This is a genomic window from Pseudomonas sp. Pseusp3 (assembly GCF_047304225.1).
In the GTDB taxonomy this organism is placed as follows: Bacteria; Pseudomonadota; Gammaproteobacteria; order Pseudomonadales; family Pseudomonadaceae; genus Aquipseudomonas; species Aquipseudomonas fluorescens_CD.
In genome coordinates, this window is record NZ_JBGLYV010000030.1 from 1 (window position 1) to 25,324 (window position 25,324).

Genomic DNA, 25,324 nt, shown 5'->3' on the forward strand with positions numbered 1-25,324 from the left:
GCGGGCGGGTACTGGGCAGCAAGAACTTCTTCCCTCAGGTTGGTATTGAGGAAGACGTTTCCGAAGTCATGGCCGCGTTTCTCGGCCAATATTTCATCAGCAGTCCTGAGCGCGACTTGCCGAGCGAACTGATCGTCAATGTGGTTCACGATGACTTTCCAACACTGATCGCCGCCATCGACGAGCTGCGCGGTCGTGAACTGACCATCAGCCATCGCGTGCGTGGTACGCGGGCGCGTTGGCAGCAATTGGCGGTGACCAATGCCGAGCAGGCACTGAGTGCGCGCCTGGCGAATCGTCAGCACATTACGGCACGCTTCGATGCGCTGGCAGAGGTGCTGAAGCTGGATGAGCCGCCGCAACGACTTGAGTGCTACGACATCAGTCATTCCAGTGGCGAGGCGACGGTGGCGTCCTGCGTGGTCTTCGGCCCCGAGGGCCCGATCAAGGCCGATTACCGTCGGTACAACATCGAGGGCGTTACCGCCGGTGATGATTACGCGGCGATGCATCAGGCGTTGACCCGACGCTTCAGCAAGCTGAAGGACGGGGAGGGCAAGTTGCCGGACATCCTGCTGGTGGATGGCGGTAAAGGCCAGTTGTCCATGGCCCGCGATGTGCTCGATGAATTGGCCGTACCTGATCTGATTCTGCTGGGCGTGGCAAAAGGCGCGACGCGCAAGGCCGGTTTCGAAACCCTGTACCTGAACGACGCTGCACATGAGTTCACGTTGCGCGGCGATTCTCCCGCGTTGCACCTGATCCAGCAGATTCGCGACGAAGCACACCGATTTGCCATCACCGGGCACCGCGCCCGACGTGGAAAAACCCGTCGGACGTCTACACTGGAAGGCGTCGCCGGCGTTGGACCAACACGTCGGCGGGATTTGTTGAAACATTTTGGTGGATTGCAGGAGCTGTCTCGTGCAAGCATCGAAGAAATTGCCAAAGCCCCCGGGATCAGTAAAAAGCTCGCAGAGTTGATTTATGCAAATCTGCACAGCGAGTAGAATGCCCCCTCACCTCGTAGCCAGTTGTGCCGATGAATATCCCTAATCTGATTACCGTTCTACGCGTTCTGCTCATACCGATCTTCATTTTGCTGTTCTACCTGCCTTACCAATGGAGCTACCTGGCATCCGCCTCGGTCTTCGCATTCGCTGCCGCCACCGACTGGCTGGATGGGTACCTGGCCCGCCGCCTGGAACAAAGCACACCGTTCGGGGCTTTTCTCGATCCGGTTGCCGACAAGCTGATGGTGGCGGTTGCACTGGTATTGTTGGTGCAGGAACACGGAAACCTGTGGCTCACGCTGCCTGCTGCCGTAATCATCGGGCGCGAGATTGTCGTCTCGGCACTACGCGAATGGATGGCCGAACTGGGCGCTCGTGCCCACGTTGCCGTGTCGAACCTGGGCAAATGGAAAACCGCCGCGCAAATGCTGGCGTTGGTGATCCTGCTGGCCAATACCAAGGATTTCAGTTTCTGGGTCTTGCTGGGCTACACCTTGCTGATGGTGTCGGCTGGCCTGACTTTGTGGTCGATGGTCCAGTACCTGCGGGCTGCCTGGCCACATCTGAAGACCGACGTTGAAAAGAAATAAAACTTTTTTGAATCAAAGGGTTGACGGGGCTTCTGGATTCTATAGAATGCGCCACACCAAGACGCGGGAATAGCTCAGTTGGTAGAGCACGACCTTGCCAAGGTCGGGGTCGCGAGTTCGAGTCTCGTTTCCCGCTCCAAGTTTGTACGCATTTGATGTCGCGCTACTAGACACCAAATGTTTTGAGGCCGAGTAGCAAAATGGTTATGCAGCGGATTGCAAATCCGCCTACGCCGGTTCGATTCCGACCTCGGCCTCCACTAATAAACAAGCTCCGTAGATCTTTGATTTACGGAGCTTTTTTATTTGCAGTAGCCTGCAAGATTTAGTCTTGAAAAGGGTATTTGCGAACTTGCTTCACCGGGGCGGGATGTATATATTTCCACCTCTGCTGCACAGGCGTCAGAATTGCCAGATCGTTATTTGGCAGAGCCTGGACGCTTCACCGCGCTACCGCCCGAATGGCGAAACTGGTAGACGCATGGGACTTAAAATCCCCCGCTCGTAAGGGCGTGCCGGTTCGATTCCGGCTTCGGGCACCATATAAATCAAGGGTTTGCGAGCGAAAGCTAGGCAGGCCCTTGTTCGTTTCTGGTCCGCAATTATTGAATTGGTCCGCAATTCACTTGGTTGGTGAGACTTTCTTCCCCTTACGGTTTCGGATGTACTGTTCAGTCATTACGACGGTCGTATGCCCAAGTTGATCCCTGGCCTGCAAAATGTCGCCGCTTGATTCGGCCTTGTCAGTGCCAGCTTTAGCGCGTAAGTCGCGCATTTGGAACTCGGACTTTGCGACCCCGGCAGCTTCTCTGGCTAAGTCAAATCTTCCCCGCAACATCGCCACCGACATTGGTGTGCCATCCTCTGTAACGATCAGCCGCGTCGAGCGGACCTTGTGTCCTGACTTCCGGGACATAATTCGATCAATCAAAACCTTCAACTCACCAGTGATTTCAATTCGCCGCTTGGCGTTTGTCTTGCCCTGAAGGACCCATATCAGCCCTTCGCGGACATCTCGCTCATCCATCAATCGTGTATCGGTCACTCGTTGACCAGTCAAATAAGCAAGGTCCATCGCATCCCGAAGACCCACATCTGCTTTCTCGTACACGCGTTTGAACAGTGCATCCTCGATATAGATGTCCCGCCCCGTCTCCTTGTTGCCCTTTATCCCGGCGCAAGGATTGGCGAGTGCGGTATAGCCAATATCGCGGGCGAAGTTCCAGATTGCACTGAGCAGGGCCTTCTCCCTGTTGGCACGCACCGGCGCGGCCTTACGCCAGGTCAGGTACTGGCGGACGTGCAGCGGCTGGATTGTTTCGAGAGGGGCCGGAGGGTCGTCGAAAAATGACATCAGGTTTTTTAACTCCCTGACGTTGTCCTTTTGCGTTGCTGGTTTCTTTGACGGCACCACGTCGACTAAGTACTTCTCGGCCACGTAGCGGAAGGTAATCACCTTGGCCACCAGGTCGGTAGCGGTGCGATCACGCTCGAGTTTCGCGTACTCCATAATCGCCAGGCCGTAGTCGCTGCCTAACGGAATCTCTTTGCGGTCCTTGCCGCCGGTATCGTAATAATAGAAAACCCGACCGCTGGCTTTCTTTCGCTCTCTAAACCGGGCAATTGATCCGGGTTTACTTGGTCGTCGTCCCATGTCAGCTAGCCTTGCGTGGTTTCCATACGAGTTTCTCTGGCTCAAACATACCGACCGCCGTCACAGCCAACGCCGTAACACTTGGCCAGCCATTCACCTTAATGGTGTGCCTGACGCCGTTTTTCTTCAGGTTAAGGATCTGGCCTGCCTTGGTCCGCGCGCCAGTAAGCTCGCAGACCTCCTCATGGGAAAGAAATTGGATATTCATGAGCTGCTCCATGCCGCGCGTGGCGGCAGAAGGTGGTTAGGATTCGCTGGCGACCCACTTGATCAGCTCTGCTTCGTCGTCTGGTGTGACCTTTAGCTGGCTCCAACGCAATCCTCGAATGATCCCGAGAATTTCGCAGGCGGCCATACCGCCGCGCTTGGCAAGGCGCTGCAGAGATTGGCTGTGATTGCGTAGTGCCTGCTTTTCGTAAGGCATGAGCAAGCGCATGGGGATTAATTTGATGTTGATGCACTTCATGACGGACATGTTTTCGAGAGGCATGAGAGTTCCTCGCCCGCCGTTCATCGGCAGGCTGGTAGGTGGATTGTGAAATCAGATGAGGGGCGTCAGGCGAGCTGAACGCGTGAGCTACGGTTTATTGGTTCACCTCGCCAGTTGCGTACACGCTCTCTCCCCTGAGGTGACTGGTGGGGTGGACCCTTACTTCAATACCGTGGCTTCGAACCGGCGAAGTTTGAAGCTGGGAAGCTATATTTTGGCGTATGAGTTAATGTCTAATAGTTCACCCCGCTGGGGGGGGCGACGTTCGCATGCTGCTCCCTACCCTCGGGCAACCGGCGGGGTGAACTCTTTCTTTCACCGTGGTCCCTTGTAGATGAGCCAGAGCATGTAGAGCGGCGCTGCCATCGGTCGGAGGATCATGCGGTCACCTGCTGCTGTTTCTGACGTAGCGCTTGCTGAACCGCCTCGGATACGTCTCATGCCGCCCTCTGCTGGTTCCAGACACCCACGGCGTCGAACATCCGGGCGGCCTGTTCTTCAGTTAGCGAGATTTCGGCGGGAATGGCGATCCAACCCAACGCGACTCGATGATTCGGGTTGCTCTCGGTGACCAGGGCTTTGTAGGTGTCCTCGATCACGTCTTCGAGGTGGGCGGCCAGATAATTGCCTTGAGGGGCGACTTCTACTGATTTGGTGTAGCGGTGGCCGCGCTGATCGCGACACTGGACACTGACATAGATCGTCCAGCGATGGGCAACGTCGCAGACTGCTTCGGCCATGCGCTGTCCTGGTGGGATGCCCTTGCAGTTCTTCCTGTTGATCATCCCTTGGTATCCGCTGGGGTCGATGTGGACCACCGCGACGTGATTGGCATTGAGCAGTGCCCGGCTCGCTCGCTCTATCCGGGTACGCATGTTGTTGGGCTTTCGCTTTTTCATAGCGTCACTGCAATCTGGCGATTGGCCTTGGCTTCAAACTGTATGGCAAGGTCGTGAGCGGTCTTGTAGTCGTTACGGAAGGCGCGAGTCTTGCCGGTGGTGAGGTCTTTAATCTGATACATGCCGAAGCTTCCGCCGGCGACTTGGTAGCGCACCGGTTTGGTTGGGGCTCGTCGATCAATACGACTGTAGAACCCGGAGCGGGCGGCCTTTGTTCGTTGCAGCAGCTCACCGACTTCATCGATGAGCTCTTGAAATGATGGATGCATGGTTGATCCCTCGGAGTAGGTTAGGTGTATTCATCAGCACTCCGACCACCTGCTGGTGGCCATTGGGCAGGGAAGGGTGCTGATTGATAAAAGGCAGGCGTAAAAAAGCCCGATCGGAACCGGGCCATTGTTTGCGTCACAAAGACCTGCTTAAGTGATCGCAGGTGTTGCCATCGCGGGCTTCGATGAACCTGCCTGAATGCGCTGGGTGATTTCTTCTCGATTTACCAGGACATCTTTTGGTGCGCTTGTTCCGATACGTACCTGTTTGCCGCTAACACCCAACACTGTGATCGTGATGTCGTTGCCTATGTTGATGCTTTCGCCTTCTTTGCGAGTCAAAATCAGCATTGTCCATTTCCTTGCGTGAGTTAGTTTCCCAATGCCGCCTTGTAAGAAGCGGCATCAGTGAAACGTCACGGCATTGCGCGGATTTCGTTACGAGGGAACCACGCACCGTTAACCAGAACCATGCAGCCAACAAAGGCGGCGTAGCGGGTCTCTCGGTCAGTCTGGAAGCCGTAGTAGGAGCAAGTGGCCCGAGAGGCTACGTTGCTCAGCAACATGCAGCCGATGATCAGTGCCAGCAGGATCAGCAGAACCTTTGTCGCATACTTCACACCTCGATACCGTAGTCAGCCAGGCGCAGACCGAAGTGCATGCCTATTTCCTTCAGCACCACCAACTCTGCTGGCTCGATCCGACCATCAGCCTGGGCAACGGCAAGAATGTTAACGAAGGCTTCCTCCGCGTCGGTGGGAACGTTTTTGATGTCGGCCAGTTCCCGCTTGATCGCCAATCGACCTACTTGAAAGTTGGCGTTCAACTGGCCTGTAAAACGATTGATGGTTTCGGTGATCTCGCTGCCGAAGTGCGTCAAATTCGGGTTGGAGCGAATCAACTCATCCAGCTTGGAAACCTCGCTGGCTTCAATCTCACCATCAGCCGCAGCGACCAATAGGCCGCCACCCACAATGGCCTGCATCAAGTCGCGGTTAACGACCTTCTTCATTTCGGCCTGGGCGTTGCCTACTTGTTTTCCGAAGAGTTTTTTCATTCCGAGCATGGTGTTTCCTCTGGTGGGATTACATCCCAATGCACCCTGTTGCCAAGGTGCAGCAGTGATGCTGTCCGTCCTATTGCCGCCGGAGGAGCGCAGCGCATTGCTTGCCAGGTCATTTCACGGTTCTGGCGTTTCACCATCGAGCAGCCGCACAGGTGGTTCCTGTCGTTGACAGACTTTCGGGCCTGTCTGCTCGCCGGTCGTCGGTAGAGGCAATGTGGACTGTTGTTTGTTGCGCTGACTGTTAAAGAGCGGCGCGGCTTTCGCTGCTGAGTTGATTATGTGTTGATATGGATAAAATATAGGTGTACACATATTTTGTGTCAATGGGTAAACCCATAAAATTTATAATCGGCGATAAAAAGCCCGCAAATCGCGGGCTTCGCTTATAGGTCGACGTATGTCTGCCAGCCAATTCTCACGCTGTCGTCTTCTAGCCGCTCGACAGTTATCCCACCTGTTTCCTCAAACTCTTGGATGACACGCTCCCATGCATCGGGTGACTCGTCTTCACGCCTGGCGATCGTAATTGTCTGAACCTTTTGCACGTTTGGATCGGACACCATTCGTTGAATGCGTCGGCCGACTTGTTCATAGGTGTTCAACGTGAGGGAGTTGCTGCCATTGCTCATCTGTCTTCCTTTGTTTTTTTCTGTGTGGATAGACAGTATTTTGTTGAAGGGAAAGCAACAATCCGGAAAGAGCACGCTTGTACTCTTTTGAGTCGAAGCAAAAAAAAACCCGCTTAGTGCGGGCTGGTTTATCACATGAATGGCGGTGCATGAGTGTCGCTCTAAAGCTTTCCAGTCATACGTACTGCTACGCCAATGATGCGGCAATTTTCATCACACTCGACCATTTTATAAGCTGGGTTCAGCGGCTTCAGATAGCGTACACCGCCATCCTCTACCAGCTTCTTAAAAGTCGCCTCGTTGCTCGCGGGCAGCTTGGCAATAACCAACTTGCCGGGTTTCACATCTGCCTCGGTGTCTACTAGGATCATCATCCCTTCTGGGACGCTTACGCCTGCAGGTGCGGTCATCGAATCACCTTTAACCTCAAGCCAAAACGCAGGTCCTTTGGAGTCGTAGTCAGATATTTCATACCTGTCAGAAAAACCATCTGGGTAAGGCTGAACAGCTTCCTCCCAGGAACCCGCTGATACCCAGCTGATCACTGGATATCGATAAAGCATCTGAGGCTGGACAGCATCCTTTACGTTGGACTGTTCGGTGGTTTCTGAAACCATCGGGCCAGACCCACTCTCAATCCATATGGCCGAAACTCCGCACGCTTTCGCAATGGAGGCGTTATAGGAGGAGCGCTGTGATCTGCCTCTCTCAAGGTCAGAAATAGACGCTTGATCGATGCCAACAAGCTTCGCTAGTTGGGCCTGAGTAAATCCGGCGTGTCGTCGAGCGGCCTTGATTCGTTCTTTATATTCCATCTTCCGATTATTACTGGCGAACCCATATCGTTGCAAAGTGGTATGCCTATGATCTACGATATGGGTATTCACATAATTAGGGGCAATATGAACGCCATCTTTAAAGACCTTGTTGCTTTCTTCGGGACGCAGGAGGCCACCGCAGAGAAGCTCAAGGTGGATCAAAGCACCGTTTCCGGTTGGGTTCGTGAAAAGCACGGGATGTCTCCGGTGGTTGCCAAACGGGCTGAAGCCTTGACCAACGGTGTATTCAAGAAAGAAACCCTTTGTCCTTCATTTCCTTGGGCCGAGCTGAGTACCTAACGGACATCACAGCGACTAACTGAAGCCATTTTTAGCGCAATGGCGCCGAGAGAAAACTAGACGATGAAATTGCCAGTACTAGACACCCGCCGCAAAGCAGTCATTGCCGCTGCCAATGCATTTCCCGGCGGACTTGCATACGCCTCTGACTTCCTGGGTGAGGTGAATCTCAAGCGCTTCAAGAACCGGATTTACGAGTCGGCAGGGGTCAAACCCCTCACCGATGATGAGATCTGCACGCTTGAGACTGAAGCGAAAACTACCTTCTTACCGGACTACATCTGCGCCATGTATGGCGGTGTGTTTGTTCGCCTGCCTGAGGTTGCCGATCTGGACAACGTCGACATCCACCGGCGCTCTTTGCGTACCTCTGTGAAACGCGGCCGGGTTGACCAGCTTCTCGCCATGGCACTGGATGACGGCGAGATTTCTGGAGCGGAAGCGGCAGACATTTTAGCCGGGCATGCCAAGTACTTGGCTGCGCGACACGAGGAGGTGATCGCACAGATTGAACTGTACAAGTCGAATGGCCCCGCCCGCATCCCAAGCGGGAAGGGTTGATATGCAGTTCACCATCACGATCAACCAAGTGAAAGCGCTGGAGTGGGGGTTGAACTCCCAACAGGCGCTGCTGTTTTCGTTTGTCTACGAGTGTCCTAGCTGGGCAAGGCCAATCAAGACCGATAACGGGATTTTCTTTGCCTTGAGCAAGGCAAAGATCGTGGAGGAATTGCCCTTGCTCACCGACAAACCAGATACAGCGTACCGACTTCTCAAAGGGCTCGAGACCGCCGGGCTGATCGAGCTATCCCACACTTGCAACATCAGTTTGTTTCGTTTGACCGAAAAGGCCAAAGAGTGGAATCGCAAGTTGGACGGGTCGGAAAAATATCCGACCTCTGAGGCGTTTGAGGGTCGGAAAAAAATCCGATCTACCTCGGAAAAATCTCCGAGCAAGGTCGGAAAAATATCCGAACAGGGTCGGAAAAAAATCCGAGGAGGGTCGGAAAAATTTCCGACAAATCAGGGTACCAGTAATCAGGGTACCAATCAGGTAACCAGTAATCAGGAAAGTCAGGGCGCTAACGCGCCAGGCAAATCGTCAAAATTCGACCCGCTGACCGCCAAACCGGAAAACGTCAGCGTCGAGGTTTGGGGCGATTGGTGCCAGCACCGCAAGGAAATCCACAAACCCCTCACCGCCAAGAGCTGCGAACAACAGGCCAAGGCCTTGGCGAACCATCCAGCCCCCGATTCCGTTCTATCCCTTTCGATCAGCAACGGATGGACGGGGATCTTCCCCGACAAAGCAGTCATCCCCGCACCACTTCCGACCAGTCGCCATTCCGGCTTTGACACTCGCGATTACAAGGCTGGCACCAAGGAGAACGCCAATGGCACCTTCCGTCTCTAACTTCGGCGCTCACATGGACCGCAAATTCGGTGTCATCGGCCGTCAGCCAGCGAGCTGTTTCGATCATGGCGAATACTCGGCGGTCATCCTCAAGGGTGGCAACCTGTCTGGCTGTCCCATATGCGCGAGCAACAAGCGCGACATGCAAGAGCTCGAGCGCAAGCGCTGTCAGTTTCGGATAGTTCAGCACTCAAGCGCCCGGATTCCGAAGCGTTTCGCGGAAAAGACATTCGCCGATTTCGTCGTATCGAATCCGGCCCAGCAGATTGCCTTGGATGCGTGCACCGACTACGTCGACAACTTTTCGAAGCATCGCCGGGAAGGTCGCTGCATGTTGCTGTTGGGGAAGGTCGGTACCGGCAAGACCCACCTGGCCATTGCTTCGGCCAGTCACCTGATCAACGAATGCATGGTCAAGGCGATTTACCGCACGGTGGGCACGCTCATCGGCGAGATTCGGGCGACGTTCAATGATCGCTCAGGCGATTCCGAGGCGCACATCTTGCGAGAGGTGATTGGCGCGGACCTGCTGGTGCTCGATGAAGTTGGTGCAACCAAGCAGAGCGAGTTCGAGCTGGCCACTCTTTTCAGCATCATCAATGGTCGTTACGAGCAATGCCGTCCGACGATCATCGTCAGCAATCTATCTCCCACCGAACTGAACGACGCCATTGGTGCGCGCTGTGTCGACCGCATCCGCGAAAACGGCTGCATTGGTGTGGCATTCGAGTGGGAATCTCAACGCGGTAAGGAGGGCTTCTGATGAACGCCGCCAAGCAACAAAACATGCTCGCCGGGCAATCGTCGCTCGCCCGCAAAGTATTTCAAGTCGTGCCAATCCAGGAGCGCTGGAGTGCTCACGATATTTTCAATTCGTTGATGGTTGCCGAAACCACGGGTGCCCAGTTTCCGGCCGTACGTCGCGGCTTGGGCGAGTTGAAGGACGCAGGTCTCATTCGCGAACCCGTTAACGGACACTTCCAGCGCACCGCCATCACCATCACGCCCCAGAGAGAACAGAGCATGTCGAAAGAAACCAAGCCGGTCGTGGCTATCACCAAGAAACCCGAGGGTAGCGCTCTGGATACATTGGCGGTGCTGTCTGGCGAGGTAATCAGCTTTGCCGAGGAGGTCGGTCAGCGCATGAAAAAGCTCGCCGCGCGTATCGAGGAAGTGGCGTTGTCCGTTGAGGCAGAGCGCGAGGGCAATGCTGAAGCACTCGACAAATTCAAGCTCCTGCAATCTCTGCTGAAGGGGGGCTAATGGGCAAGCGCATGGGGATCAGCTTGGAGATGCCTGATCGCCGTTTGGCTATTCCGGATTCGGCAAACTATCGGTTTGCCGTGTTCTGCTGTTCGTACAAGGTGGACTTGGGCAGCACCCCCGATCACGCATTGGCGCTGTTCGTTGACCAGGCAATGGCTGAGCGCTACGGCGCTTGGATGTGGCCTTCGACATTTGAAGTGGTCGACCTGCTTGGCAAAAGGGGCGATGACCAATGACTGCTCCTTTGAAAACTCTGACTGTGAAACTGTCTGATGCCGTCATCAAACAGCATGCCGCCGACCAGACCATTACCGAGCTGAAGGATCCTCGGCACCCGCTGCGCTTTCGTTACCGTCACGACCGCAGCAAAGGCAGTTGGCACCTGGTGCGTTTCGACAAGGGCGCCAAATGGAAAAAGGCTGCCAACTGGCCCGATGTGCCGGCGCGGGTCATGCTCGACAGCTTGCCGGTAGTGCAGGCCCGGTTGTTGGCCGATCCGTCGGCTGCTGCCACGGTGGATGGCTGGGAGCGGGTCGGGCAGGTGTTGGAGTGGTATGCCGCGCGCCTGAACACCGATAACAGTTTGTCCAAAAGCCGCCGGGGATCGTCGTTGTCGGCGATTCGCTGCCAGTTGTTGCCCGCACTGGGTGATTTGCCTTTGTGCAAACTCAATGCCGATACCTTGGACCGACACTTGGTCTGGCACATGCAGGCCGAGTACAGCCTGTCCTACGTCAAGTCGGTGTTGGACGTACTGAAGGTGGTGTTCGGTGCCGCCTTGACGCTGAAAAAGATCACTGTGAATCCACTGCTTGGGGTGTCTTTCAGTCACTTCACCAAGGCCAAAATAAAGCCCAAGGGTGCGCGCTTGCGACACGTCGCCGTGGTGGACCTGCTGGCCGAATGGGGTGAAGCATTCACCACGGAACCGGCGGCCGTGACGCTGCTGGTGTTGATGCTGACCCATGCCACGCGGATCACCGAAACCCGTCTGGCCAAGTGGAAAAACATCCACCTGGATGCGGGGGAGTGGTTCATCCCGGCCGATGACACCAAATCCAAGCGCGACCACCTGTTGCCGTTGACCACGCAGGCCGTGGCTTTTCTGGAACGTTACCGTGCGCAGCAGCGGGCCCAGGGTTACGACGGGGCGTACCTGTTTCCGGCAACTTCACGTGCGGGGCGCCCGATCTCACGCAGCCAGGCCTTTGCCATTTTTGCCCGATTGGGGGCGGGCGAGTGGACCAGTCACGACCTGCGCAAGCTGGCGCCTTCCATCTGGGCCAACCTCGGTGTCGATTCACTGGTGGGAAAACTGCTACTCAACCACGCCCTGACCGAATTGGAGCGCACCTACTTTCAGGCGATGGGCGAGGTGGTAAAGCGCAATGCCCTGGAGCGGTGGCATGGCTGGCTCGACGCACAGGGTTTTGATGCATTGCAGGACAAGACAGGAGCAAGACGCGCGAGTAAGCCGGTTGCCCTGGACCCCTCGGGCTGGTTGGCCTGAAGCCGAAAACAGAAATTAATCTTACAAGAGGATTCAAACATGCAAAAAGGGCAAGGACATGGCTTTAAGAGGCGGCGGATCGAACTAGAGCCTTGCCCGACCTGCAAGGGAAAAGCGGTAGTGAATGGGCTGTTTTATGAGCTGATTTGTACTGCTTGCAACGGTTCAGGTTGGGTTATTCAGGGGAGTAAGTTGGTGCTTTCTTCCGACGAGTTAGTCACCCAGTTGAGCTTCAAATTGCAGCAGGCTCAACGTGAAATTGAACTGCTCCAGCAAGGCGCGTCGATATCTGACCAGGCCCAGTACTACCAAATGAACAACCGTCGCGGTGCCGGCGGCACAAATTACACAGGGGATTGAGAGCATGATGATTCGAAAGCCGGCAGGCCGACCTTTGGGTGATACCGAATACCTGCTAGAGCAGTGGGGATGGTGGCGGATGGATGGGGCTGGTGTCCCAAACTATATCTCACCGACTTTTGCGCTAATGCGTCAGGCGATGCCGCAAGTATCGGCGAGCAAGAGCTATTGCATCACAGATGAATGGGCCGGAGCTATTGATAGCGCAGTGGCGCGGCTATCACATCGTGATCGCCAAATGGGCGATATTATTTGGCTTTACTACGGTGCTAAATGGCCCATGGTTCGGGTTGGCAAGCACTACGGCATAAGTGAAGGAAAAACGCGGGAATTGGCGAGAGCAGGGGTCGCGTGGATCGATTGTGCTGTCGATGAAATGCGGAAAGCTGCTTAAGCTATTAACCGATTTCTGCCTGTCGCGACAGGCAGAGAACGACCATGCGGACACTCAGATTGACGCGAGAGACGATGAATCTTTGTGCGAGCCAGAACGATCCAGGGGGAGTTACAAACGGCGTAGAAATGACCTGACAATCGATTTTGTAGCATCGCTTGTGTCTAAGTCATGAAACCTGTTCAGAGAATGCCAAATGCACTCGATGATCTCGTTTTGAGGCGTGGCGTTTTCGGCATCCGGGACAGAGGCTTCAAAAACATGGTGGCGTGTGTTGCCTGCTTCGAACTCAAAAATGTACAGGAGCTGGTCAACATTCAGTCCGGTTTCTTCTTGGAGTTCTCGAGCAGCAGCTCCAGCGACAGCTTCGCCAGTTTCTACTTTGCCACCAGGCAAAGCCCATTTTGACTTCGGTTTGCGAACGAGCAAGATATGCCTATCTCTCTCGCATATGACTGTAGCTCTGACTTTCATCTTTTCACCCGGAAGGCATGTCATTAAATTGTAATAAAAATGTCATCTTCAAGGCGCGTTTATCGACGAACGCAGAGTTTAGAGCCAGCCAAACTCAAAAAAGTGCCAGATTGTCTTTGGAGTGCGAGATTTTGATGGGGTCTTAGCGAATGACCGCTTCATAAGGGCCGAAGTCGACCCATTGCAGGCACTCCCCCAGCGACTGTGAGCGGGACAAAGCTACCTGCCGAAAACGGTACCAAATGCGGACTGACCGATCGTTACCAATTGGATCAAAGCCAATGCAGTAGAGCAATGGTATACAACCAGCCGATGCTGAGGGTGATGATCAGGTAGACCGCCACGAGCATCAGAGCATGATTCCACATCATACTGACCTCCCATAACCACGGTTTGAGGCGCGTCAGGGGCGTCTGATAAACCGAATAAACTCAGGCCATTCCCTTACCACAGCATCCGTGCTGCTCCTGAATCGGCGGGCACTTCACCGTACCAAACGAACAGAACACACAGCAGTCCCCGGGGTTCGGGCGTAGCAGGGTTTTGCAATTGCCACACTCGTAGAAGAACTGGCAGGCGTCCGTGGGCATGGCTTCCTGCTTGGCGAAACCACAATGTGGGCAGATCAACACAGACTCGAGGATGACGGCGCTCATGGTTGCCTCGTTTGTGCACGGTGAAGGGATAATCCGCATTCGTTGTCGCCTCAGTTAACGCCTCAGGATCCGCCGATTTGTTGAGCCATCGTTTTCTCCATTGAATCGATCTAACCTAGAGTTACTCTACACCCCGTACCCGGGTACAGAATCAAGGGGCGTGTAATGGCGACAGGGCGGAGTATCGGCAAGTTGGCGGCGGCTGCCGGGGTGAGTATCGAGACTATTCGCTATTACCAGCGACGCGGCTTGCTGGATGGGCCGCCAAAGCCGCTCAGCGGTTATCGGTGCTATCTACCGGAGCAGGTCAAACGCTTGCGCTTCATCCACTGTCACTCCTGTAGAAAGCCCAGCGCCAGGCTGGGCTTCAGTTAGCGGATTTCCTCACATCTGTGGAGGCCAGTTATGTGATTCACCTTGGCATTCCTTGCACCAGGCGTAGAGCGCGTCATACATGATCAGACCGTGTGCCAGCATTTCATGGTCGTCGGCAAAGCGCCGCGATAACCCTAGCGAAATCGCGTACAGCCCGGCCGATTGCGGTGTCAGATCCAGGCGAGAGGTGTCAGCGCCACGCACGATTTTTGCCAACTGCTGCAAGGCAGGCTCATTAAGTTGGTACTTTTTCAGGAACGCGTCGAAGCTGCATAGCTCGCCCTCGTGGCTAAGCTCTACGCCCGGAATGTCGTAGGGCGCAGCGTCTTTCTCCGCTGCGATCCGCAGCACATCGCCGCTGGGTACGTATAGAAACTCGGGCTGTGGATCGATGAATCGGGTGATTAACCAAGGACAGGCAATCCGGTCAATCTTGGGTCGTTCACGGGTAACCCACCTCATGAGACACCTCCTGCCTAGCTCGGTAGGCAGCGTGATCGGGCGAGCCCAATGCCCGCCAGAGATTGCTAATCAACGAGGGCTTTCTAGCGCAGCAGATGCACTGCCAAGCCCACGAGCGCACAGGCCATCAACACCTGGATGACACCCCGCTTGAAGCGAAACAAGGCAATTGCGGCGGCAATCGCGATCAACGCTGAAGGCCAGTCGAGGTTGCCGCTGAAGCCCTTTGGCCAAAGCACGTGATAGCCGAAGAAACACGCCAGGTTGAGAATCACGCCAACCACTGCGGCGGTAATGGCGGTGAGTGGTGCAGTGAATTTGAGTTCGTTGTGTGTCGTCTCCACCAGTGGGCCACCCGCGAGGATGAACAGGAACGAAGGCAGGAAGGTGAACCATGTCACCAGGGAGGCGGCTACGGCCCCTGCCAGAAACACCTGATCGGCTCCGAACACTTGCGAGACATAGGCCCCGACAAAACCCACGAAGGCCACCACCATGATCAGCGGCCCAGGTGTGGTCTCCCCGAGCGCCAAGCCGTCGATCATCTGCGTCGGGGTTAGCCAGCCATAGTGACCGACCGCGCCTTGGTAGACATACGGCAGCACAGCGTAGGCTCCACCAAAGGTCAGCAACGCTGCCTTGGTAAAGAACCAGCCCATCTGGGTCAAGGTCCCTTCCCAACCAAAAACCACCGTCAAAATTCCCATTGGCAATGCCCATAACGCCGCGCCGATCAGAGCGAGCAACGTCAATTTCAACCAACTGAACCGGGCATGCTCCGGGGTCGGGGTGTCATCATCAATCAAGGCCGGGCCGAAGGATTTTTTCGCAGCACCATGGCCACCGGCTCTGAACTTCTCGGGCGCCAGACGTCCGCCGACATAACCGATCACTGCCGCACCCAGCACAATCAACGGGAACGGCACATTGAACGCGAAGATGGCGGTGAACGACGCCGCTGCTATCGCCCACAGCCAATTGTTCTTCAGCGCCCGAGAGCCGATCCGATGGGCCGCCTGCACCACAATGGCCGTCACGGCGGGCTTGATCCCATAGAAGAGCCCGGCCACTACGGGCACTTCACCGAAGGCGATATACATCCACGACAGGGTGATCAGGATGAACAATGACGGCAGCACAAACAGTGCCCCCGCAATCACGCCACCCCAGGTTCGATGCATCAGCCAGCCGATGTAGGTTGCCAACTGCTGGGCCTCCGGCCCAGGCAGCAACATGCAGTAGTTGAGGGCATGCAGAAAGCGGCGCTCGGAGATCCAGCGCCGCCGCTCCACCAGTTCCTGGTGCATGATCGAAATTTGCCCCGCTGGTCCACCGAAGCTAATAAAACCGAGCTTCAGCCAAAACCAGAACGCCTCCCGCAAACTGATCGCTTGCGGCCTCGACAACTCTTCTTCAACCATTGGTGCCAAAACCTTATTCATTGGGTTGTTCCTCTTTCACAAACCCGGCGAGCAGGCCGTCGAAGATGGCGCTCGCAGCCGCCAGCAGGTGGTCGTCATGGAGAATGGTTTCACGTAGCCCTGCGAGCACGCGCTCGATACCGGCAGCCTCCACCGGTTGAATGCCTCCGACATCGAGGTAATGCACCAAAGCCGCAATGCGGTTCAGACCAGACTCTTGAAGCTCAAAACTGGCTTGCAACGTTTCGAAACTCACGCGGTTGCCGACATGACTGAACGCCGCGTCATCGAAGTCGAACCCCAACGCATCGGCCGGACAGTCCCGTGGAGTCTCCAGCCAGAGGATTTGAGCGTCAGGGTCAATGAAGCGGCGGATTAACCAGGCACAGGCCAGGCGGTCAACCCAGGGACGCTTGCGGGTTGCCCAGACACGCCCCTGATAATCGTCACGGTTGAGCACCGTTATGGGTTGGTTGCGGCTGTGTGGCTCGTCTGAAGATAGGGCTCTGCTGACGGCGAGCTCAAGCTCCTGCAAGGTTGCGTCAATCTGCTGCTTCGGTTTGCCTGGGAAGTAATCGATGTTGTTCAGCTGCTCGTATGTTTTACGCAGTTTGCGAACCTGTTTCGTGATGGCCAAAGCGTTTTCAGGATTGAGCTGCCCACGGCATTCTTCGATCTCTGTGTGCAGCTTGCTGTAGTCATCGCTACGGTCGAACAACTCGACAAAACGCTCACCGTCAGGATCGACGACGGGCAGGATAAATGCGGTGCCATTGATGGCCAGGATGTCACGCTCGACAGACGCCAGTATTTCACGACAGGCATCGGTATCCGGCAGCAGATACGCACCATCACGCAGAACTGCCGCACCAGCAGCTCTCAAAGCACGCCAGGCGCGCATGCGTTCGGTGGCATTGGCGGTGGGTAAGCCAAGAATCAGGGTTAGCCAGTTTTTCATGTAGAGATAGCTATTTATTCTGTAGTTAAATCTACATTACTCTTGATTTTGACGATTGGAAAGCAGCCGTGCCAGGACTCTGGCGAGACCGTCTGGAGAAGGGAGGGCGCAAGCAGGGTCAATAGGTACTGATCGATGTGGACGGTGTCAGAAAGGAAGTTCTCAAGCTGTAGGCGTTGGCGGTGAATGGCTGTTATTGGCTGCAGTTCAACCAGTCACCACCGACAACTATTGGCCGATTGCAGCCAGCCGCGCAGGCATGACGTGCGTTATTTGCTGTCCATCATGGTTAAAGCATATTTGGCGAATTTCATGCATCCGATGGTTAGGTCGAATGCAATCACGGTGGTCAGTTGGGGATAATTTCCCATACGCTGCGGAAAGACCTTTTCCGCACGGAATAGACCTGCTTTTATAGCAGCGTGTGTTGCTGTGAACGCAGCGAGACGCCCTTCAAGAACCCGACCATTGAGTCGGGTTTTTTGTACCCTTTTATAAGCCCCGCCATCGAGCGGGGCTTTTTCGTTTTCGGCCCTACGCCTGGCTCTTTGCTCCGAGCGGATGACAGTGACATAGAGGCCGGACCTATTCGAGGACTACAGATGAACACAGAGCATCAGGCGCTCGCCGATGTGCCCCTTTGGCTACTGGTATTGTTGAGCATGGCCGGTTTGTCTGGGGAGATGTTGAGAGCATCAGGTACTGACCTTGGTCTTCGGCAGATCCTCCAGCGTGTAGCGCTGCGTTTTCTTGCGTCTGGCCTGTTGGGCATGGCTACGCTGTTGCTCGCGATGGCGCTGTGGAACAGCTTCTATCTTGCCGCCGGTCTAGGCATCGTAATCGCGGTCATCGGTGCCGATGTAACCGGCGGTTTGTACACCCAGTTTCTGGCCAGGAAAGCTGGTTTCAGATCGCATAATTCATAGCGTGATAGAGCAGCCTGGCCCGCTCAACGGACCGCCAGACCGCTATGTCTCGACTATCGCGGAAAACTAAATGCTCAAAATCAAGATCACGCCCAACATGCTGCCCGTGTCTGAAGCGCTGCTGGAGCTGGAGAAAAAGCACATTCCGCATGTGCTTGCCCTGACCGCGACCCGCTTGGCCCAGCGGGTCAAGAAGGGCGAACTGACCGTCATGTCGCAGCGCCTGGACCGGCCAACCCGGACCACGATGAACAGCTTGTTCGTCAAAATCGCCACCAAGAGTAAGCCGGCTGAAGTCTATTTCAAAGACTCTTGGACCTCGGGCATTCCCGCTGATACCTACCTTCAACAGACCGTCAGGGGCGGGCCACGACCGCATAAACGCTTTGAAATGGCATTGATCGCACGCGGCTTTATGAAGTCCAGCCAGTTCGCGATCCCCAATCCCAACGTGCTCGACAAGCATGGCAACGTCTCCCGAGGGACGATGACCCGGATCTTGTCGGGCTTGGGAGCCGCCGAAACATCGCGTGGCTATCAGGCCAATGCCTCCAACAGCAAGCGCAGTCAACGCAAGGGCAACGCCAAGAGCTATTTCTCCGGCATTGTCGGTGGAACAGCCGGGGTGTGGGAACGCAAAGACACAGCGTTTGGCGATGCCATCCGGCCGATGTTTGTCTTCAGCCGCACCGCGCCGATGTACCGCACGATCTTTCCGTTCTTCAAGATCGCCAACAACATCTGCAAGGCCAACTACAGCGCTGAGTTCCGCGGTGCATTTGCCGATGCAATGGCCACTGCCAAGCCCTGACAACGGGCAAGAAAGGCCGGTTTCTGGCTGGTGATGCTCGACTTGTTTGCCCAGACGCAAATTTAACGGGTCCTCCCGAGGGGGCGGGGGGTAGGGGGTAATTCGGGCCCCGCTGCTTCGCTATATATGACCCATTTTTGAATCGAGGTTGTTGTTTAGTCCATGGCCAATCCGACCATCTCCCGCGAGCCTCATTGGCTGAACAAGTCGCGCATGGCTACGAGCCTCGGCATCACGACTCAGGCCTTTGATAAATGGGGCGTGCAGCCTGTTGCGAAGATCGGCCGCGACGTCTTCTACGACGTCCGGTCGGTGCTGGATAACCGGCTCAAGCATCAGGTGACAAAAGACCAACCTGTCGACGACAACGGTGATCCGATCGATCCGCTCATTGAATACAAACAGGCGCAGCAAAAATTGCGGCTGACAACTGAGCAGGCGGACGCTCAGGAAATGCGCAACAAGGTGAAGGCCAAGAAGCTGGTACCGGTTGATTTTTGTTTGTTCGCATTGTCTCGCCTGAGCGCAAAGCTCGGGTCAACCCTCGACACTGTGCACTTGAAGGTTAAACGCAAGTGTCCCGACATCGAGGTGCGTCACCTTGAGGCGATCCAGCGCGAAGTCGCCGTGACGCGTAACGATGCGGTCGGCTTGGCTGATCTTTTGCCGGAGTTGCTTGATGAGTTTGTCGACACCTTGGATGAGGGCGCTGGTTGAGGGTGTCCGCAAGGGGCTCGCCGGGCTCTACAAAGAGCCGCCGCGCACGGCGGTTGAATGGGCCGATGAGCATTTCTATCTGTCGTCAGAGTCGTCCTATCAGGAAGGCGATTGGACGACAGCTCCTTTTCAGGTCGCGATTCTCAACGCGATGGGCAACGACCTGATCCGTGAAGTCAACGTGCTGAAGTCGGCGCGGGTTGGCTACACCAAAATGCTGGTGGCCAACATGGGCTACAAGGTTCAGCACAAGAAGCGCAACGTCATCGTCTGGTGCCCAACCGATGGCGACGCTGACGGGATGATGAAGCGGCACATCGAAACGATGATTCGTGACAGTCCTGTGGTGCGTGCCTTGGCGCCTTGGTATGGGGTGAAGCATCGCGATAACACACTGGATGAAAAACGGTTCGATAACGCCAAGATGCTTTGGTGCCTGGGTGGTACGGCGGCAAAGAACTACCGAGAGAAAAGCCCGGATGAAGTGATCTATGACGAGCTATCGAAGTTCAACGCGGACATCGAGGGCGAGGGGGCTCCGACCATTCTTGGCGACAAGCGCCTGGAAGGTGCCACGTTCAAAAAGTCCATACGCGGATCGACCCCGACGACAGTGGTTGTCGCTGACGACAATGAGGAAACCTCGGGGGAGGGTTGCCAGATCACGAGGGCGGCCAATGATTCCCCGCACTTTCTGCGTTTCAACATCAAGTGCCCGTGCTGCGGGACCGAGCAATACCTGAAGTGGGGCGACCCGGCTACGCCGTTCGGCATCAAGTGGGCCGTGGATGAACTGGGGCAGGTGATTAAGGCCTGGTATCTGTGCGAGTCCGGCCATGGCTGTACCTTCGAATACCACGAAATGGTCGCGGCATCGGTGAACGGTCGCTACATCTGCGAGCGGACCGGTATCTGGACACGTGACGGCATGGACTGGTTCACCGATGTGGACACTTCAATGCCGTCGCCGCGTTCGGTGACTTTCCATATCTGGACGGTGTACTCGGAGTTTGTGACCTGGGCCGAAGTTGTCACGGAATGGCTCAAGATCAAGAAGGATCGGGGAAAGCTCAAAACCTTCGTCAACACCACCTTGGGCGAAGCGTGGGAAGAGGACCAAGGCGAGCAGCTGGAATGGCAGCAGTTGCACGCACGCCGGGAGATTTACCCGCAAGTGCCGGCTAAAGCGGTTGCCCTGTTCGGCGGCATTGATACCCAGGATGACCGCTATGAAGGCCGGGTCTGGGCGTTTGGCGCGGGTGAGGAAGCGTGGCTGGTCCATAAGTTCGTGCTGCAAGGTGACCCGGGCAGCATCGAGCTGCGGGCCAAGGTCGGCATCGAGATCCATAAGACCTTCACCCGGGCGGATGGCACGGTGATGGGCGTCGAGCGTTGGTGTTGGGACCAAGGTGGTCACTACTGCGATGAAGTACGTGAGGAATGCATCAAGCACGGCACCCAGTGGGTGATCCCTGTATTTGGTGCCTCGACCTACGGCAAGCCGATTGCGACCTGGCCGCGTAAGAAAACCAAGGTCAAAGGCGGGCGTGCGTACCTGGTCGAAGTGGGGACCGACAATGCCAAAGAGCTGATTTACGGCCGTCTCAAGATGCAGCCGGACGGTTCGGGGGCGTCTGTGCCTGGCTGTATCCACCTGCCTGCCAACGAGATGATTTGCGGCGAAGACGAATTGCGGCAACTCACCGCCGAGCGCCGCAAGTGGGTGATCGTCAAGCATCAGCGTGTGCAACGTTGGGATGCCGGTGGGCGCCGAAACGAAGCGCTCGATTGCCTGGTGTACGCCTTGGCAGCGCTACGCATAACACAGCAGCGCTTTGGCATGAATCTCGACCTGCTTGCACAGCAGTTGCCGTCAGGCACTTGGATTGTGCCAGTGAGTATCGAGCAGGAAAGCAAACCGGCCACCGTTGCCGCACCGACATCGGCCCCGGTGTCGGTGCCTCAGGTAGAGCCGGAACAATCACCCGACCAGCCCGCCGAGTCGGGCGGCTGGCTTAATACAGGACAAGGCGCATGGCTATAACCGCTCAAGACATGGTGGACCGCTATCTGGAGGCCGAGCTGGCCATCCTGCAGGGCAAGGAAATCCTCTTTAACGGTCGCAAGCTGATCATGGATGACCTGGAGGAGATCCGCGCTGGTCGGCTGGAATGGGAGCGCCGAGTGCGAGCCCAACAGGCTGCGGCGGCAGGGCAGCCACTGTACGCCTTGGCGACATTCCGATGAATATGCTGGATCGCGTGCTGGCCCCGGTGTTCCCCGGGTTGGTAGCGGAGCGCCTGCGTGCCCGTAGCACGATCATGGCCTTTGAAGCGGCGCAGGCGACCCGCACCCACCAAGCCAAAAAACAATCGGCCAGCGCGGACCGCTCGCTGCAGCGTTCGGCGCGTTCTTTGCGCGAGCAGTGCCGTAAGTTGGACGAAGACCACGACATCGTCACTGGCTTGTTCGATCGTCTGGAAGAGCGAGTGGTTGGCGGCATGGGCATAGCGGTCGAGCCGTTTCCGTTGAGCTATGCCGGGGAAGTGCATTTGGAATTTGCTGCGCAGATCAAGGCTCGCTGGGCCGAGTGGTCGTTGCGCCCGGAAACGTCCGGCGAGCTGTCCCGACCGCAGATGGAGCGGCAGGTGTGCCGAACTTGGCTGCGCGATGGCGAAGCCTTGGCGCAGAAGCTCAAGGGGCGTGTGCCCAGCTATGAGCATTTGAGCGTGGTGCCCTTCGCTTTGGAGTTGCTGGAGCCGGATTACCTGCCGTGGGAATACAACGATGAAGCCAAGGGCATTGTGCAGGGGATCGAGCGCAATCAGTGGCGGCGGGTCCGGGCTTATCACCTGGTCAAGCATCACCCCGGACATGCCGCCGGTTTCCAGCTGACTTTGACCACCAAGCGCGTCCCGGTCGAGCAGATGATTCACATCGCGCACCGTAAGCGCATCGGTCAAAACCGCGGCCAACCCTTGCTGCATGCCGTGCTGATTCGCTTGGCGGACATCAAGGATTACGAGGAAAGCGAACGGGTTGCCGCACGTATCAGTGCGGCACTGGCCATGTACATCAAAAAAGGCACACCGGACGACTACACCACGCCATCGGCGGTGAATGGTCAGGCTGCCGCTGCTCGCAGCATTCCCATCGGCCCGGGCATGGTGTTCGACGGACTGCTGCCCGGCGAGGACGTCGGCATGATCGAAAGCAATCGGCCCAACCCCTTTCTCGAAGGCTTCCGCAACGGCCAGCTCAAGGCTGTGGCCGCCGGTACCCGGGGCACTTATTCCAGCGTGGCCCGCAGTTATGACGGCACCTATTCCGCACAGCGCCAGGAGCTGGTCGAGGGGCAGGCAGGTTATGACTTGCTGCAACACGAATTTATCGACTACTGGAGTCGCCCGGTCTATCGCGAATGGCTGCACATGGCGATTGCCAGCGGGGTGATCAAGGTACCGGTCGACGTTGATCCGGACACCGTGTTTGGCGCGATCTACCAAGGGCCGGTGATGCCTTGGATCAACCCAATTCATGAGGCCAATGCCTGGAAAATTCTGGTCGAGGCCGGCTTTTCCGATGAGTCGGAAGTGGCGCGGGCGCGGCAGCGCAATCCGCAGGAACTCAAGCGTTCCCGGGCTTCGGAAATCAAAACCAACCGGGAACAGGGACTGGTCTTCAGTTCGGACTTCTATCACGAGACCTATGGAAAAACGCAAAGCAATGAACAGCAAAACAAAACGAAGCCTGCCGATGATGAGGCCGAGGGCCTCGATAACCCCGACGAATAAGCCCGGTGAAAGCTGGTACTCGCTCCGTGCGGCGCAGCAGCGCGGGGTGGTCGAGGTGATGCTGTACGACGAGATCGGCGCGTGGGGCATTACCGCCAAACAGTTCGCCCGCGATTTGGCCGCCATCGGTGATGTGTCTCAGATCAACCTGCACATTCACTCTCCGGGCGGCGACGTGTTTGAAGGGACCACCATGTACAACCTGCTGCGCGGCCATTCGGCGCGGGTGGTGGTGTACATCGACGGTCTCGCTGCTTCGATGGCCAGCGTGATTGCCATGGCCGGGGATGAAATCAACATGCCGGCCAACGCCATGATGATGATTCACAAGCCATGGGGTGGTCAGGTAGGTGATGCCGACGCCATGCGCGAGTACGCCGACTTACTCGACAAGGTCGAGAGCACGCTGATTCAGGCGTATACGCGCAAGTCGGGCAAGGCGATCGAGGACATTCAGGCGCTGCTCAAGGCGGAAACCTGGATGGATGGCAACGAAGCGGTGGCGGCCGGTTTCGCTGACAAGGTGCTCGATCCGTTCAAGGCGGCCGCTCAACTCACTTCAAAACGCATGCAGGAGTTCACCAACATGCCTACCTTGGCACAAAATCTGTTCAATCCGCGCGCTTCCGCTCCAACCCCAGCACCGGCCCCAGCCTCGACACCTGCGCCGGTTGTCGATCCGGCGCCGGTCGCGCTGACCTTGGATCAGATGCGCGCCCAGGTCATGGCGGCGGACGGGGCGCGCCGCACGGCAATCAATGCCGCGTTCTGCGGCTCGCTGGTCACCAGCCACACCGAGCTGCTCAACACCTGTCTCAATGACCTGAGCTGCACGGCCGAGATGGCGCGGGAAAAACTGCTGGTTGCGCTGGGCTCGACCACCACCCCAACGGGTGGACCTCACCACCATGGCCACATTAGCAACGGCAACTTGGTTGGCGATTCGGTGCGCGCCTCGCTGGCCGGTCGTTTGGGTCAGGCGGAAAACCAGAAAGACAACGCCTATAACCACATGAGCCTGCGCGAGCTGGCCCGCGCCTCGCTGCATGATCGCGGCATTCTAGTGGCCACCCTTGATCCGATGGCCATGGTCGGCTTGGCATTCACCCATGACTCCAGCGACTTCGGCAACATCCTGGTGGACAGCGCCGCCAAGTCGGTCCTGCTCGGCTGGGACGAGGCGCCGGAGACCTATCACCTGTGGACCAAAAAGGGCCGCTTGAGTGACTTCAAGGTGGCGTCCCGGGTCGGCATGGGTGCGTTTCCGAGCCTGCGTGAAGTTCGCCCAGGGGCTGAATACAAGTACATCACCACCAATGACCGTGGCGAAAAAATCCGCCTGGCAACCTACGGTGAGATGTTCAGCATCACCCGGCAGGCGATCATCAACGATGACCTCGACCAGTTGAGCACGGTGCCTTACAACATGGGTCTGGCCGCGCGCGGCACCATCGGCGATCTGGTCTATGACACGCTGATCCATTCGCCGGTGATGAGCGACGGCAAAGCGCTGTTCGATGCCGAGCGCAACAACCTGTTTTCCGGTACCGGCGCCAATATGTCGATTGAGGCGCTGAGCAAGGCCAAGACCGCCATGGCCTTGCAGAAAACCGAGGTCGAGGGTGGCAAGGCCCGCACCCTGAACATTCGTCCGGCGTTTGTCCTGGTGCCGGTGGCGCTGGAAGACAAGACCAACCAACTGATCCGCTCGGCGTCGGTGCCTGGCGTCGACACTAATGCTGGCATCGACAACCCGATCCGCAATTTCGCCACGGTGATCGCCGAGCCACGCCTGGACGATGATTCGCCGGTCACCTGGTATGAGGCCGCCCGCCAAGGTGCTGACACCATCGAAGTTGCTTACCTGGACGGCGTTGAACAGCCCTACATGGAGCAGCAGCAGGGCTTCACCATTGATGGTGTGACGAGCAAGGTGCGGATCGATGCCGGGGTCGCGGCGCTGGATTATCGCGGTCTGAACAAGTCAGTCGGTGTCGTGCCACTTGCGAAAGCCAGCCGTTAACGGTTGAAGAGTCCCCTAAACACCCCGCCGCGAGC

At 56.6% G+C, this 25,324-nt stretch carries 32 protein-coding genes, 3 tRNA genes and 1 pseudogene; 21 read left to right on the forward strand and 15 right to left on the reverse strand.

Annotated elements, in window-relative coordinates:
- The 5 genes from ACCD00_RS12530 to ACCD00_RS12550 all read left to right on the forward strand — a co-directional run.
- Positions 1 to 1,010 (forward strand): excinuclease ABC subunit UvrC (locus ACCD00_RS12530; RefSeq protein ID WP_413424868.1); only part of this gene is annotated, 1,010 nt, incomplete at its 5' end.
- 32 nt (positions 1,011 to 1,042) lie between these two features.
- Entirely contained in the window at positions 1,043 to 1,603 is a 561-nt protein-coding gene (gene pgsA / locus ACCD00_RS12535; RefSeq protein WP_085717653.1) for a CDP-diacylglycerol--glycerol-3-phosphate 3-phosphatidyltransferase, read from the forward strand.
- 63 nt (positions 1,604 to 1,666) lie between these two features.
- Positions 1,667 to 1,742 (forward strand) — tRNA-Gly (locus tag ACCD00_RS12540).
- Between the two features lie 47 nt (positions 1,743 to 1,789).
- Positions 1,790 to 1,863 (forward strand) — tRNA-Cys (locus tag ACCD00_RS12545).
- A gap of 195 nt (positions 1,864 to 2,058) precedes the next feature.
- Positions 2,059 to 2,145 (forward strand) — tRNA-Leu (locus ACCD00_RS12550).
- Between the two features lie 80 nt (positions 2,146 to 2,225).
- On the opposite strand, the gene xerC is transcribed toward ACCD00_RS12550, so the two are convergent.
- The 10 genes from xerC to ACCD00_RS12600 form a co-directional block, all read right to left on the reverse strand.
- Positions 2,226 to 3,257, reverse strand: coding sequence for a tyrosine recombinase XerC (xerC, locus tag ACCD00_RS12555; RefSeq protein WP_413424870.1), 1,032 nt, complete (start codon positions 3,255 to 3,257; stop codon positions 2,226 to 2,228).
- Between the two features lies 1 nt (position 3,258).
- On the reverse strand, positions 3,259 to 3,465 hold the full coding sequence (locus tag ACCD00_RS12560) for a DUF4224 domain-containing protein (RefSeq protein ID WP_413424872.1): 207 nt from the start codon (positions 3,463 to 3,465) through the stop codon (positions 3,259 to 3,261).
- 36 nt (positions 3,466 to 3,501) lie between these two features.
- Positions 3,502 to 3,747, reverse strand: a complete 246-nt coding sequence (locus ACCD00_RS12565; protein WP_413424874.1) for a hypothetical protein — start codon at positions 3,745 to 3,747, stop codon at positions 3,502 to 3,504.
- 437 nt (positions 3,748 to 4,184) lie between these two features.
- Complete coding sequence (locus tag ACCD00_RS12570; protein ID WP_413424876.1) at positions 4,185 to 4,646, reverse strand: hypothetical protein; 462 nt, start codon at positions 4,644 to 4,646, stop codon at positions 4,185 to 4,187.
- Positions 4,643 to 4,915 carry a hypothetical protein gene (locus ACCD00_RS12575; protein WP_413424878.1) on the reverse strand — a complete coding sequence of 91 codons (273 nt, stop codon included), beginning with the start codon at positions 4,913 to 4,915 and terminating at the stop codon, positions 4,643 to 4,645. The genes ACCD00_RS12570 and ACCD00_RS12575 overlap by 4 nt, the downstream gene beginning before the upstream one ends.
- A 150-nt stretch (positions 4,916 to 5,065) precedes the next feature.
- Positions 5,066 to 5,266, reverse strand: coding sequence for a carbon storage regulator CsrA (gene csrA, locus ACCD00_RS12580; RefSeq protein WP_413424880.1), 201 nt, complete (start codon positions 5,264 to 5,266; stop codon positions 5,066 to 5,068).
- 65 nt (positions 5,267 to 5,331) lie between these two features.
- Positions 5,332 to 5,535, reverse strand: a complete 204-nt coding sequence (locus ACCD00_RS12585; protein WP_413424882.1) for a hypothetical protein — start codon at positions 5,533 to 5,535, stop codon at positions 5,332 to 5,334.
- Complete coding sequence (locus ACCD00_RS12590) at positions 5,532 to 5,981, reverse strand: tellurite resistance TerB family protein (RefSeq protein WP_413424884.1); 450 nt, start codon at positions 5,979 to 5,981, stop codon at positions 5,532 to 5,534. Before ACCD00_RS12590 ends, ACCD00_RS12585 begins: the two co-directional genes overlap by 4 nt.
- Before the next feature lie 383 nt (positions 5,982 to 6,364).
- Complete coding sequence (locus ACCD00_RS12595) at positions 6,365 to 6,610, reverse strand: DUF1654 domain-containing protein (RefSeq protein WP_413424886.1); 246 nt, start codon at positions 6,608 to 6,610, stop codon at positions 6,365 to 6,367.
- A gap of 161 nt (positions 6,611 to 6,771) precedes the next feature.
- Positions 6,772 to 7,623, reverse strand: a complete 852-nt coding sequence (locus ACCD00_RS12600) for a LexA family protein (protein ID WP_413424888.1) — start codon at positions 7,621 to 7,623, stop codon at positions 6,772 to 6,774.
- 168 nt (positions 7,624 to 7,791) lie between these two features.
- Between ACCD00_RS12600 and ACCD00_RS12605 the strand changes: the two genes are divergently transcribed.
- From ACCD00_RS12605 to ACCD00_RS12640, 8 genes are read left to right on the forward strand one after another with little or no spacing between them, the layout of a single operon-like run.
- Entirely contained in the window at positions 7,792 to 8,289 is a 498-nt protein-coding gene (locus ACCD00_RS12605; RefSeq protein WP_151213754.1) for a YmfL family putative regulatory protein, read from the forward strand.
- 1 nt (position 8,290) lies between these two features.
- Positions 8,291 to 9,142: a hypothetical protein gene (locus ACCD00_RS12610; protein WP_413424890.1), complete on the forward strand. Its 852-nt coding sequence runs from the start codon at positions 8,291 to 8,293 to the stop codon at positions 9,140 to 9,142.
- Complete coding sequence (locus ACCD00_RS12615; RefSeq protein WP_413424892.1) at positions 9,123 to 9,905, forward strand: ATP-binding protein; 783 nt, start codon at positions 9,123 to 9,125, stop codon at positions 9,903 to 9,905. Before ACCD00_RS12610 ends, ACCD00_RS12615 begins: the two co-directional genes overlap by 20 nt.
- Entirely contained in the window at positions 9,905 to 10,405 is a 501-nt protein-coding gene (locus tag ACCD00_RS12620) for a hypothetical protein (protein ID WP_413424894.1), read from the forward strand. The genes ACCD00_RS12615 and ACCD00_RS12620 overlap by 1 nt, the downstream gene beginning before the upstream one ends.
- Positions 10,406 to 10,434: 29 nt before the next feature.
- A complete protein-coding gene (locus ACCD00_RS12625) occupies positions 10,435 to 10,644 on the forward strand; it encodes a hypothetical protein (RefSeq protein ID WP_217838397.1) in 210 nt (69 codons plus the stop codon).
- A gap of 8 nt (positions 10,645 to 10,652) precedes the next feature.
- Complete coding sequence (locus ACCD00_RS12630; protein WP_413424896.1) at positions 10,653 to 11,918, forward strand: tyrosine-type recombinase/integrase; 1,266 nt, start codon at positions 10,653 to 10,655, stop codon at positions 11,916 to 11,918.
- Positions 11,919 to 11,957: 39 nt separating this feature from the next.
- Positions 11,958 to 12,278: a hypothetical protein gene (locus ACCD00_RS12635; protein WP_413424898.1), complete on the forward strand. Its 321-nt coding sequence runs from the start codon at positions 11,958 to 11,960 to the stop codon at positions 12,276 to 12,278.
- A 4-nt stretch (positions 12,279 to 12,282) separates the two neighbouring features.
- Positions 12,283 to 12,672, forward strand: a complete 390-nt coding sequence (locus ACCD00_RS12640) for an antiterminator Q family protein (protein ID WP_413424900.1) — start codon at positions 12,283 to 12,285, stop codon at positions 12,670 to 12,672.
- Positions 12,673 to 12,783: 111 nt separating this feature from the next.
- Here the strand turns inward: ACCD00_RS12640 and ACCD00_RS12645 are convergent, their stop codons facing one another.
- Positions 12,784 to 13,146, reverse strand: a complete 363-nt coding sequence (locus ACCD00_RS12645; protein WP_413424902.1) for an NUDIX hydrolase — start codon at positions 13,144 to 13,146, stop codon at positions 12,784 to 12,786.
- A gap of 431 nt (positions 13,147 to 13,577) precedes the next feature.
- Complete coding sequence (locus tag ACCD00_RS12650; protein ID WP_413424904.1) at positions 13,578 to 13,802, reverse strand: GDCCVxC domain-containing (seleno)protein; 225 nt, start codon at positions 13,800 to 13,802, stop codon at positions 13,578 to 13,580.
- Between the two features lie 165 nt (positions 13,803 to 13,967).
- Here ACCD00_RS12650 and ACCD00_RS12655 point away from each other — a divergent pair.
- A pseudogene (locus ACCD00_RS12655) lies at positions 13,968 to 14,174 on the forward strand (MerR family DNA-binding transcriptional regulator); the annotation flags it as partial.
- 12 nt (positions 14,175 to 14,186) lie between these two features.
- Here the strand turns inward: ACCD00_RS12655 and ACCD00_RS12660 are convergent.
- The 3 genes from ACCD00_RS12660 to ACCD00_RS12670 all read right to left on the reverse strand — a co-directional run bounded on the left by ACCD00_RS12660 (position 14,187) and on the right by ACCD00_RS12670 (position 17,018).
- Positions 14,187 to 14,639 carry a chromate resistance protein ChrB domain-containing protein gene (locus ACCD00_RS12660; RefSeq protein WP_413424906.1) on the reverse strand — a complete coding sequence of 151 codons (453 nt, stop codon included), beginning with the start codon at positions 14,637 to 14,639 and terminating at the stop codon, positions 14,187 to 14,189.
- 83 nt (positions 14,640 to 14,722) lie between these two features.
- Positions 14,723 to 16,081, reverse strand: coding sequence for a chromate efflux transporter (chrA, locus tag ACCD00_RS12665; protein ID WP_413424908.1), 1,359 nt, complete (start codon positions 16,079 to 16,081; stop codon positions 14,723 to 14,725).
- Entirely contained in the window at positions 16,074 to 17,018 is a 945-nt protein-coding gene (locus ACCD00_RS12670; RefSeq protein ID WP_413424910.1) for a chromate resistance protein ChrB domain-containing protein, read from the reverse strand. Before ACCD00_RS12670 ends, chrA begins: the two co-directional genes overlap by 8 nt.
- Before the next feature lie 602 nt (positions 17,019 to 17,620).
- On the opposite strand from ACCD00_RS12670, the gene ACCD00_RS12675 reads away from it, so the two are divergent.
- The 7 genes from ACCD00_RS12675 (at position 17,621) to ACCD00_RS12705 (ending at position 25,289) form a co-directional block, all read left to right on the forward strand.
- Positions 17,621 to 17,944: a phage holin family protein gene (locus tag ACCD00_RS12675; protein ID WP_413424912.1), complete on the forward strand. Its 324-nt coding sequence runs from the start codon at positions 17,621 to 17,623 to the stop codon at positions 17,942 to 17,944.
- A gap of 70 nt (positions 17,945 to 18,014) precedes the next feature.
- Positions 18,015 to 18,755 carry a hypothetical protein gene (locus ACCD00_RS12680; RefSeq protein ID WP_413424914.1) on the forward strand — a complete coding sequence of 247 codons (741 nt, stop codon included), beginning with the start codon at positions 18,015 to 18,017 and terminating at the stop codon, positions 18,753 to 18,755.
- A gap of 162 nt (positions 18,756 to 18,917) precedes the next feature.
- On the forward strand, positions 18,918 to 19,472 hold the full coding sequence (locus tag ACCD00_RS12685) for a terminase small subunit (RefSeq protein WP_008015854.1): 555 nt from the start codon (positions 18,918 to 18,920) through the stop codon (positions 19,470 to 19,472).
- A complete protein-coding gene (locus tag ACCD00_RS12690) occupies positions 19,435 to 21,516 on the forward strand; it encodes a phage terminase large subunit family protein (RefSeq protein WP_413424916.1) in 2,082 nt (693 codons plus the stop codon). The genes ACCD00_RS12685 and ACCD00_RS12690 overlap by 38 nt, the downstream gene beginning before the upstream one ends.
- The gene (locus ACCD00_RS12695) at positions 21,507 to 21,719 is read left to right on the forward strand and encodes a primosomal replication protein PriB/PriC domain protein (RefSeq protein ID WP_413424918.1); all 213 of its coding nucleotides are present in this window, start codon (positions 21,507 to 21,509) and stop codon (positions 21,717 to 21,719) included. Before ACCD00_RS12690 ends, ACCD00_RS12695 begins: the two co-directional genes overlap by 10 nt.
- On the forward strand, positions 21,716 to 23,266 hold the full coding sequence (locus ACCD00_RS12700; protein WP_413424920.1) for a phage portal protein: 1,551 nt from the start codon (positions 21,716 to 21,718) through the stop codon (positions 23,264 to 23,266). Before ACCD00_RS12695 ends, ACCD00_RS12700 begins: the two co-directional genes overlap by 4 nt.
- On the forward strand, positions 23,229 to 25,289 hold the full coding sequence (locus ACCD00_RS12705) for a ClpP-like prohead protease/major capsid protein fusion protein (RefSeq protein WP_413424922.1): 2,061 nt from the start codon (positions 23,229 to 23,231) through the stop codon (positions 25,287 to 25,289). Before ACCD00_RS12700 ends, ACCD00_RS12705 begins: the two co-directional genes overlap by 38 nt.
- Positions 25,290 to 25,324: the final 35 nt, after the last annotated feature.

Excerpts from the sequence above, each read along its gene's own strand:
- ACCD00_RS12645 (WP_413424902.1), bottom strand. The coding sequence starts at position 13,146 with ATGAAAGTCAGAGCTACAGTCATATGCGAGAGAGATAGGCATATCTTG.
- ACCD00_RS12685 (WP_008015854.1), top strand. The coding sequence starts at position 18,918 with ATGGCCAATCCGACCATCTCCCGCGAGCCTCATTGGCTGAACAAGTCG.
- ACCD00_RS12610 (WP_413424890.1), top strand. The coding sequence starts at position 8,291 with ATGCAGTTCACCATCACGATCAACCAAGTGAAAGCGCTGGAGTGGGGG.
- csrA (WP_413424880.1), bottom strand. The coding sequence starts at position 5,266 with ATGCTGATTTTGACTCGCAAAGAAGGCGAAAGCATCAACATAGGCAAC.
- ACCD00_RS12700 (WP_413424920.1), top strand. The coding sequence starts at position 21,716 with ATGAATATGCTGGATCGCGTGCTGGCCCCGGTGTTCCCCGGGTTGGTA.
- ACCD00_RS12605 (WP_151213754.1), top strand. The coding sequence starts at position 7,792 with ATGAAATTGCCAGTACTAGACACCCGCCGCAAAGCAGTCATTGCCGCT.
- ACCD00_RS12565 (WP_413424874.1), bottom strand. The coding sequence starts at position 3,747 with ATGCCTCTCGAAAACATGTCCGTCATGAAGTGCATCAACATCAAATTA.
- ACCD00_RS12705 (WP_413424922.1), top strand. The coding sequence starts at position 23,229 with ATGATGAGGCCGAGGGCCTCGATAACCCCGACGAATAAGCCCGGTGAA.
- ACCD00_RS12690 (WP_413424916.1), top strand. The coding sequence starts at position 19,435 with ATGAGTTTGTCGACACCTTGGATGAGGGCGCTGGTTGAGGGTGTCCGC.
- ACCD00_RS12695 (WP_413424918.1), top strand. The coding sequence starts at position 21,507 with ATGGCTATAACCGCTCAAGACATGGTGGACCGCTATCTGGAGGCCGAG.
- ACCD00_RS12595 (WP_413424886.1), bottom strand. The coding sequence starts at position 6,610 with ATGAGCAATGGCAGCAACTCCCTCACGTTGAACACCTATGAACAAGTC.
- ACCD00_RS12625 (WP_217838397.1), top strand. The coding sequence starts at position 10,435 with ATGCCTGATCGCCGTTTGGCTATTCCGGATTCGGCAAACTATCGGTTT.
- ACCD00_RS12575 (WP_413424878.1), bottom strand. The coding sequence starts at position 4,915 with ATGCATCCATCATTTCAAGAGCTCATCGATGAAGTCGGTGAGCTGCTG.
- ACCD00_RS12675 (WP_413424912.1), top strand. The coding sequence starts at position 17,621 with ATGAACACAGAGCATCAGGCGCTCGCCGATGTGCCCCTTTGGCTACTG.
- ACCD00_RS12620 (WP_413424894.1), top strand. The coding sequence starts at position 9,905 with ATGAACGCCGCCAAGCAACAAAACATGCTCGCCGGGCAATCGTCGCTC.
- ACCD00_RS12650 (WP_413424904.1), bottom strand. The coding sequence starts at position 13,802 with ATGAGCGCCGTCATCCTCGAGTCTGTGTTGATCTGCCCACATTGTGGT.
- ACCD00_RS12660 (WP_413424906.1), bottom strand. The coding sequence starts at position 14,639 with ATGAGGTGGGTTACCCGTGAACGACCCAAGATTGACCGGATTGCCTGT.
- chrA (WP_413424908.1), bottom strand. The coding sequence starts at position 16,081 with ATGAATAAGGTTTTGGCACCAATGGTTGAAGAAGAGTTGTCGAGGCCG.
- pgsA (WP_085717653.1), top strand. The coding sequence starts at position 1,043 with ATGAATATCCCTAATCTGATTACCGTTCTACGCGTTCTGCTCATACCG.
- ACCD00_RS12615 (WP_413424892.1), top strand. The coding sequence starts at position 9,123 with ATGGCACCTTCCGTCTCTAACTTCGGCGCTCACATGGACCGCAAATTC.
- ACCD00_RS12590 (WP_413424884.1), bottom strand. The coding sequence starts at position 5,981 with ATGCTCGGAATGAAAAAACTCTTCGGAAAACAAGTAGGCAACGCCCAG.
- ACCD00_RS12670 (WP_413424910.1), bottom strand. The coding sequence starts at position 17,018 with ATGAAAAACTGGCTAACCCTGATTCTTGGCTTACCCACCGCCAATGCC.
- ACCD00_RS12635 (WP_413424898.1), top strand. The coding sequence starts at position 11,958 with ATGCAAAAAGGGCAAGGACATGGCTTTAAGAGGCGGCGGATCGAACTA.
- xerC (WP_413424870.1), bottom strand. The coding sequence starts at position 3,257 with ATGGGACGACGACCAAGTAAACCCGGATCAATTGCCCGGTTTAGAGAG.
- ACCD00_RS12640 (WP_413424900.1), top strand. The coding sequence starts at position 12,283 with ATGATGATTCGAAAGCCGGCAGGCCGACCTTTGGGTGATACCGAATAC.
- ACCD00_RS12570 (WP_413424876.1), bottom strand. The coding sequence starts at position 4,646 with ATGAAAAAGCGAAAGCCCAACAACATGCGTACCCGGATAGAGCGAGCG.
- ACCD00_RS12680 (WP_413424914.1), top strand. The coding sequence starts at position 18,015 with ATGCTCAAAATCAAGATCACGCCCAACATGCTGCCCGTGTCTGAAGCG.
- ACCD00_RS12560 (WP_413424872.1), bottom strand. The coding sequence starts at position 3,465 with ATGAATATCCAATTTCTTTCCCATGAGGAGGTCTGCGAGCTTACTGGC.